This window comes from Sphingopyxis sp. (assembly GCF_036402335.1).
Lineage (GTDB): Bacteria > Pseudomonadota > Alphaproteobacteria > Sphingomonadales > Sphingomonadaceae > Sphingopyxis.
Genome location: NZ_DASWTD010000530.1, coordinates 1 through 7,251, shown reverse-complemented (window position 1 = coordinate 7,251; position 7,251 = coordinate 1). Strand labels below are relative to the sequence as shown.

The 7,251-nt window shown below is 65.4% G+C and carries 7 protein-coding genes and 1 pseudogene; 6 read left to right on the top strand and 2 right to left on the bottom strand.

Annotated elements, in window-relative coordinates; translation table 11 throughout:
• Nucleotides 1-61: 61 nt before the first annotated feature.
• Together VGD20_RS17320 and VGD20_RS17315 are read right to left on the bottom strand one after the other, a co-directional pair.
• Nucleotides 62-1,057 (bottom strand): aldo/keto reductase, encoded by a 996-nt coding sequence (locus tag VGD20_RS17320; protein WP_331135623.1) that lies wholly within the window; start codon nt 1,055-1,057, stop codon nt 62-64.
• Nucleotides 1,054-2,301: a dicarboxylate/amino acid:cation symporter gene (locus VGD20_RS17315; RefSeq protein WP_331135622.1), complete on the bottom strand. Its 1,248-nt coding sequence runs from the start codon at nt 2,299-2,301 to the stop codon at nt 1,054-1,056. Before VGD20_RS17315 ends, VGD20_RS17320 begins: the two co-directional genes overlap by 4 nt.
• Before the next feature lie 175 nt (nt 2,302-2,476).
• Here VGD20_RS17315 and glmM point away from each other — a divergent pair, with 175 nt between their 5' ends.
• The 6 genes and pseudogenes from glmM to VGD20_RS17285 all read left to right on the top strand — a co-directional run.
• Nucleotides 2,477-3,814: a phosphoglucosamine mutase gene (glmM, locus tag VGD20_RS17310; protein ID WP_331135621.1), complete on the top strand. Its 1,338-nt coding sequence runs from the start codon at nt 2,477-2,479 to the stop codon at nt 3,812-3,814.
• A gap of 34 nt (nt 3,815-3,848) precedes the next feature.
• On the top strand, nt 3,849-4,073 hold the full coding sequence (locus tag VGD20_RS17305) for a DUF1272 domain-containing protein (RefSeq protein WP_093511349.1): 225 nt from the start codon (nt 3,849-3,851) through the stop codon (nt 4,071-4,073).
• On the top strand, nt 4,070-5,212 hold the full coding sequence (thiD, locus tag VGD20_RS17300) for a bifunctional hydroxymethylpyrimidine kinase/phosphomethylpyrimidine kinase (RefSeq protein ID WP_331135620.1): 1,143 nt from the start codon (nt 4,070-4,072) through the stop codon (nt 5,210-5,212). Before VGD20_RS17305 ends, thiD begins: the two co-directional genes overlap by 4 nt.
• Nucleotides 5,209-5,763, top strand: a complete 555-nt coding sequence (locus VGD20_RS17295) for a ribonuclease HII (protein ID WP_331135624.1) — start codon at nt 5,209-5,211, stop codon at nt 5,761-5,763. The genes thiD and VGD20_RS17295 overlap by 4 nt, the downstream gene beginning before the upstream one ends.
• A 30-nt stretch (nt 5,764-5,793) precedes the next feature.
• Nucleotides 5,794-6,690: an oxidoreductase gene (locus VGD20_RS17290; RefSeq protein ID WP_331135619.1), complete on the top strand. Its 897-nt coding sequence runs from the start codon at nt 5,794-5,796 to the stop codon at nt 6,688-6,690.
• Between the two features lie 347 nt (nt 6,691-7,037).
• A pseudogene (locus VGD20_RS17285) lies at nt 7,038-7,251 on the top strand (site-specific DNA-methyltransferase); the annotation flags it as partial.

Genomic DNA, 7,251 nt, shown 5'->3' with positions numbered 1-7,251 from the left:
CCGGCTTTCGCCGGGGTGCACATCCCCTATCGGCAGCTCCCGGTCGTAACCGGTCAGTCGGCTAAAGCCGCACCATCCGCATTCCCATCTCGCCGTAACGCGGCCCGCTCGTGCCGCCCTTTGGCGCGGCGGCGTCGATCGCGGCGAGGTCGTCGGCGGTCAGCGTGACCTCGGCGGCGGCAACGCTGTCCTCCATCGTCGCGCGGCGCTTGGTGCCGGGGATCGGGACGATGTCGTCGCCCTGCGCGAGCAGCCAGGCGAGCGCGACCTGCGCCTTCGACACGCAGTGCCGGTCGGCGACTGTGCCGATCGCGTCGACGATTGCGAGGTTGGCGGGAAGGTTTTCGTCCGAATAGCGCGGATCGTTCCGGCGCCAGTCGTTCTCGGGCAGTTCGTCGCGGCTGCGCACCGCGCCCGCGAGAAACCCGCGGCCGAGCGGCGAATAGGGTACAAAGCCGATGCCGTTTTCGCGGCAGGCGCCGAGGATATCATCCTCGATATCGCGCTCCCAGATCGAATATTCGCTTTGCAGCGCGGTGATCGGCGCCGCCTTGGCGGCGCGGCGGATCGTATCGGCGCCGGCTTCGGAGAGCGCGATGTGGCGCACCTTGCCTTCCTTGACGAGCTCTATCATCCCGCCGACGGTTTCCTCGATCGGGACGGACGGATCGACGCGGTGCTGGTAGAATAGGTCGATCGTGTCGATGCCGAGCCGTTTCAGCGAGCCTTCGCATGCGGCGCGGGCGTTGGCGGGCGAGCCGTCGACGCCGACGATCTGCGGGCCGTCGAACCTGAAACCGAACTTGGTCGCGATGACGAGGCCGTCGCGCTTGCCCTTGATCGCGTCGCCCAGCAGTTCCTCATTGCTGAACGGGCCATAGATTTGCGCGGTGTCGAAAAAGGTGACGCCGAGGTCGATCGCGCGGTGGATCGTGCGCGTCGATTCGTCGAGGTCGGCGGCTTCGCCGTAAAGGATGTTGCCGCCCTTGATCATCGGCATGCAGCCGATGCCGATCGCCGAAACTTCGAGGCCGTGGCCGAGCTTGCGATATTTCATGGCGTTTCTCCTGATGGTTCGTTTTCGACGCCGTCGGCGGCATATTTGGTCGCGGCGACGTCGCCGATAACATTTCCGAGTGTCCGGAAGATGTCGGGAAAGGTCTCGACCGCGACGAGCAGCCCCAGGGGCGCGACGGGGACGCCCATCGACACCGCGATCGGGGCGATCGAGGTCACGAAACTGATCGATCCCGGCAGGCTGACCGAACTCAGCGCTGCCGCCATTGCCACACCGAGGCCGACCGCCATTTCCCAAAGGGTGAGCTCGACCTTGAAGAGCCAGGCGATATAGACAACGACCGCGAGGTTCATCGCGGGGCTGGTGAAGCGGAAGAGCGCAACGGCGAGCGGGAGCACGATGTCGGCCTTTTTCGGATCGACGCCGAGTTCGGTCGAGGAGCGCAGCATTGCAGGCAGGCTCGCGAGCGAGCTTTGCGTGCTGAGCGCGACCGCGAGTGTCGGAATCATCGCGCGAATGAAGCGCTGCGGCGCGACGCCGACGACTGCCCAGGCGAGTAATATCCCGAGAAGGACGCAGCACACGCCGATCCCGGACAGGATCAGGACATAATGTAGCAGCCCGCCGAACGCTGCGACCCCCGCCTTGATCGCAAGCGCATAGCCGAGTGCGAAGACGCCGATCGGTGCGAGCGCGAGCACCCAGCCGATCACGACAAGCATCGTCTCGCCGAGCGCCTTGAACAGCATCGAAAGACTCGCGCGTTGCTCGGGGGCGATGCGGGTCATTGCGAAGGCGAAGATGGTGGTGAAGACAATCAGCGGCAGGACGGTGGTTTCGGCCGCAGCCGCAATCGGGTTGGCGGGAATGAGCCCGAGGACGAAATCTGCGAAGGTAGGCGAGGGGGCCGCCTCGACCGAGCCGCCGAGTCCGTGGCGAAGGGCTTCCGCCGCCGCCGCCGATAGCGGGAAAAGCCGGAGCAGGAACGGGGTGACGAGCAGCGACATGAGCCCGGTCAGGAAGATCGCGACGAGGAAGATCGCGACCGACCGTGCGGCGAGCGCACCCGCGCGTGCGGCATCGGCCGTCGCGGTGATCCCGGTGATCAGCAGTGCGACGATCAGCGGGATGATCGTCATCGTCAGCGCCTTCAGCCAGAGCAGGCCGACAGTCTCGATATAGGGAAGCGAGACCGCGCCGGCGGCGGGTGCCACGGTCTCGATCCCGATTCCGAGCAGCATGCCGGCGACCAGCGCCGAGAGGATGAACCAAGCGGATTTCAAAACGGATTCTCCCGGCGTTTTTTCTGGCCTGCTTGCCAAGCAAAATTGGGTGACTTAGAGCACCTCCCGTAAGAAACGGGAACCGGTTTTTGGGCCGGAAAATGCTCCGCGGGGGCCATCCCGTGGACGTCGGGGCAGGCTTTCGCCGGGCTTCGGCTTAGGTAGCAGAGGTGTCATGCGCAAGTTTTTCGGAACCGATGGTATTCGCGGGCTGACCAACCAGATACCGATGACGGTCGAGGTTGCGATGCGCGTCGGCATGGCGGCGGGCGCGCATTTCCTGCGTGGCGATCACAAGCATCGCGTGGTGATCGGCAAGGACACACGCCTTTCGGGCTATATGCTCGAAAATGCGCTTGTCGCAGGCTTCACCAGCGTCGGCATGGACGTCGTGCAGGTCGGGCCGATGCCGACCCCGGCGATCGCAATGCTGACCCGCTCGATGCGCGCCGATCTGGGCGTGATGCTGTCGGCGAGCCACAACCCCTATTACGACAATGGCATCAAGCTGTTCGGCCCCGACGGTTATAAATTGTCCGACGAGGACGAGGCGCAGATCGAATATCTGCTCGCGCAGAATCCGCCGCTCGCCGAGCCCGCGCACATCGGGCGCGCGAAACGCATCGAGGACGCACGCGGGCGCTATATCCACGCGGTGAAGCAGAGCCTGCCCGAATCGATCCGCCTCGACGGGCTGAAGATGGTGCTCGATTGCGCCAATGGCGCCGCTTACAACAGCGCACCGACGGTGTTTTGGGAACTCGGCGCCGATGTGGTGGCGGTGGGCGTCACCCCGAACGGCATCAACATCAATGACAAATGCGGATCGACCGCGCCCGCGCTGCTACAGGAAACGGTCGTCGCGAGCGGCGCCGACATCGGCATCGCGCTCGACGGCGACGCCGACCGCCTGATCGTCGTTGATGAAAAGGGGACGATCGTCGACGGCGACCAGATCATGGGGCTGATCGGCGCGAGCTGGGCGCGGCAGGGACGGCTGAAAGGTGGCGGCGTCGTCGCGACGGTCATGTCGAACCTCGGGCTCGAGCGCTTCCTCGAGGGCGAGGGGTTGCGGCTCGAGCGCACCAAGGTCGGCGACCGCTATGTCCTCGAGCGGATGAAAGAGGGCGGGTTCAATGTCGGCGGCGAGCAGTCGGGGCATATGATCCTGTCGGACCATGCGACCACCGGCGACGGCACGCTGGCCGCGTTGCAGGTGCTCGCCGAGCTCGTCGCGGCCGGAAAGCCGGCGAGCGAATTGCTCCACCAGTTCGACCCGGTTCCGCAGCTTCTGAAGAATGTCCGCTTTGCGGGCGGCAAGCCGCTCGAAGACAAGGATGTCATGGCCGCGATCGCCGAAGGCGAAGCGGCACTCAACGGTCGCGGTCGCCTCGTCATCCGCCCGTCGGGCACCGAGCCGCTGATCCGCGTGATGGCCGAGGGCGACGATGCCGGGCAGGTCGAGCGGGTCGTCGACATGATCTGCGACGCCGTGCGCGCTGCCGCGGCATAACCATTTGATTTTTGAAAACTGAAAGAGACCTACCATGCTTGAAATGCGACCCGATTGCGAAAAATGCGGACGCAACCTGCCCGCCGACCTCCATGGCGCGTTCATCTGTTCGATGGAGTGCACTTTTTGCGCGAACTGTGCCGACAAGCTCGACGAGCTCTGCCCCAATTGCGGCGGCGACCTGCTTGATCGTCCGCTCCGCGAAGGTGCAATACTGGCCAAATATCCCGCTTCGACGGAGCGAAAGCATAAGGGGTGACCGCACGCGTCCTGATTATCGCCGGCTCCGATAGCGGCGGCGGCGCGGGCATCCAGGCCGACATCAAGGCCGTCACGATGCTTGGCGGCCATGCGATGACCGCGATCACTGCGATCACTGCGCAGAATACGCTGGGCGTGCAGGGCGTCCATCCGGTTCCGACCGCGATGGTGCTCGCACAGATCGACAGCGTCGCATCCGATATCGGCGTCGATGCGGTCAAGATCGGCATGATCGGCAGCGCCGAAACCGCCGCGGCGGTTGCGGAGCGCTTGTCGCAGCCCGACCTCGCGCAGGCGGCGCTGGTGTTCGATCCGGTGATGATTGCGACGAGCGGATCGGTGCTGGCCGATGATGCGACGATCGTAGCGTTCAAGGCACTGCTCGATCGCGCGATGGTCGCGACGCCGAACCTGCCCGAGCTCGAGGCGCTCGGCGGCGAGGATGCCGTGCTCGCGCACGGCTGTTCCTTGCTCGTGAAGGGCGGCCATGCCGAAGGCGAGACGGTGACTGACCGCCTGCTCGAAACCGGTGAGGGTGAGGTCGCGCGCTGGGAGGCGCCGCGCATTGACACCCCGCACAGCCATGGAACCGGGTGTACGCTGGCAAGCGCGATCGCGACGGGGCTCGCACAAGGAATGCCGCTCGAACCCGCGATCGCGCGCGCGCGCGATTTCGTGCGGCTGTCGCTGCTCGACGCGCCGGGGCTGGGACAGGGGCATGGCCCGATGGGGCAACAGTTCGTGCGTAACGACGGCTTGTTCACCGGTCCGGCGCTGAACCAGATGACCCTGCCCGCAACCGATTATGCGGTGTCGATTGCCTTCTACAAACAGATGGGTCTGAAGCAGATCGTCGACAGCCCGGACAATGGCTATGCGCGGTTCGAGGCCGCGAACGGCGTCACCTTGTCGATCCATGTCGGCGACGGCGTGGCGGGCGGCGCGACCGCCTATCTGGAAAGTGGCGCGCTCGATGCTTGGGTCGCCTATCTCGCCCGGCGCGGGGTGCGCTTCGAGCAAATGCCGAAGGATGAGGAATGGGGCTGGCGCGAGGCGCGGCTGACCGATCCTGCCGGCAATCGACTGTGCCTTTATCAGGCGGCCGAATATCGCCGTTACCCGCCGTGGCGCATATGATCGTCGGGGTCGATGAGGCCGGCCGCGGGCCGCTGGCCGGACCCGTCGTCGCGGCAGCTGTGCTGCTTTGCGAAGGCGGGATCGTCGGGCTTGACGACAGCAAGAAGCTGACTGCCAAGCGTCGCGGCGAACTCGAAATCGAGATCAAGGCGCGCTGTCGCTGGGGCGTCGGCGAGGCGAGCGTTGTCGAGATCGACCGCATCAACATCCTGCAGGCGACCTTCCTCGCGATGACGCGTGCGGTGGAGGCGTTGGGGTTCGAACCCGCCGAGGTCCTGGTCGATGGCAACCGCCTGCCGAAATGGCGCTACACCGCGCGCGCGATCATCGGCGGCGACGCGCTCCATCCGTGTATCTCGGCGGCGAGCATCATCGCGAAGGAGCATCGTGACCGCTTCATGATTGCAATGGCGCGCGACTATCCCGGCTTTGGCTGGGAAACCAACATGGGTTATGGTACCGCGCAGCATCTCGCGGCGTTGCGCCAGCACGGCCCGACGCCGCATCATCGGACCAGTTTTGCCCCGGTCGCACAAATGCAGCTGGTCTGAAGCCCGAAACCAGAAGGGGAGGGAAAGGCGATGAGCAGGGGATTTACGGCCGACGACGTGTCGGCCCAGACCGGCCGCACCTTCCTCGTGACCGGCGCCAATGCCGGAATCGGGTTCGAAGTCAGCAAGATACTCGCCGCGCGTGGTGGCCATGTGATCCTTGGGTGTCGTGATGCCGACAAGGCCGAGGGAGCGATGAACCGCATTCGGGTCGATGTGCCGGCGGCCGAGCTGTCGTTCCAGCCGCTCGATCTTGCCGATCTCGACCAAGTCCGCGATGCGGCGAAGGCGGTGCTCGCGGGGCCGCGGATCGACGTGCTGGTCAACAATGCGGGGGTGATGATCCCGCCGAAAACGCTCACGAAGCAGGGCTATGAGCTGCAATTCGGGGTCAACCATCTCGGCACCTTTGCTTTTACTGGCCTGGTCCATCCGCATGTCGACGATCGCATCGTCATCACGTCGAGTATCGCGCACAAGGGCGGCGAGATCGACTTCAGCGACCTGTCGGCGTCGCGCAGCTATCACAACTGGCAGCGGTACCAGACAAGCAAGCTCGCGAACTTGCTGCATATGTTCGAACTCGACCGGCGATTGAGCGCGGCGGGCCGGGCGACGCAGGCGATCGGGTGTCATCCGGGGGTCGCGCTGACCGAGCTGACGCGCCACCTGCCGCTGCCGCTGCGCACGATGACCCCGCTGGCCGCGCCCTTCTTCAACAGCGCGGCGCAGGGCGCCTGGCCGACCTTGCAGGCAGCCACCGGTGCGCGGGTGCAGGGCGGCGATTATCTGGGACCGCAGGGGCTCGGCGAGATATCGGGGCGCTCGGGCCCCGCCCGCGCGACGCGCACCGCGCGCGATCCGAAGCTGGCGCGCGAGTTGTGGGTGCGCTCGGTCGAGCTGACCGGTGTCGATCCCGGCCTGTAATCCTCCCTGCGGCAAAGCCGTGGGGAGGGGGACCGTCGCCGTAGGCGATGGTGGCGGGGCGGCGGCGTTGCGTAGTGGCCCCTCCGTCAGCGCTTCGCGCTGCCACCTACCCATCGCTGCGCGACAGGGAGGAGCGAATTGAATTTTTTTTCGGGGGTGAGTCCTCATCGCCACACCACCAGTGGTTGAGTCTCCGAGTCGCGGCCGACTCCATATGGTGTGGCAGACTCCTTTCGTTCTCATATCGTTAACCAGTTAGTGACGCGGAATCCCTAGAGTCCTGCGCTTGACGGCGGACTCCGCCTGACTCATCAGGGCCTTCTTTCAGTCGAAGACAGGGGCGAAACATGGGTGTTATGGAACGGGTCAAGGCGCCGGCGACGAAGCAGCGTGCGCCGAAAGTCGACCCCGCGGACCTGCCGCTCGACAGCATCTTGCAGGGCGATTGCGTCGAGATGATGCGCTCGCTACCCGCCGCGTCGGTCGATATGATCTTTGCCGACCCGCCATATAATCTCCAGCTCGGCGGCGACCTTCTGCGCCCCGACGGCAGCCAGGTCG

Coding starts and splice junctions, on each gene's coding strand:
- VGD20_RS17290 (WP_331135619.1), top strand. CDS start 5,794: ATGAGCAGGGGATTTACGGCCGACGACGTGTCGGCCCAGACCGGCCGC.
- VGD20_RS17305 (WP_093511349.1), top strand. CDS start 3,849: ATGCTTGAAATGCGACCCGATTGCGAAAAATGCGGACGCAACCTGCCC.
- glmM (WP_331135621.1), top strand. CDS start 2,477: ATGCGCAAGTTTTTCGGAACCGATGGTATTCGCGGGCTGACCAACCAG.
- VGD20_RS17295 (WP_331135624.1), top strand. CDS start 5,209: ATGATCGTCGGGGTCGATGAGGCCGGCCGCGGGCCGCTGGCCGGACCC.
- VGD20_RS17320 (WP_331135623.1), bottom strand. CDS start 1,057: ATGAAATATCGCAAGCTCGGCCACGGCCTCGAAGTTTCGGCGATCGGC.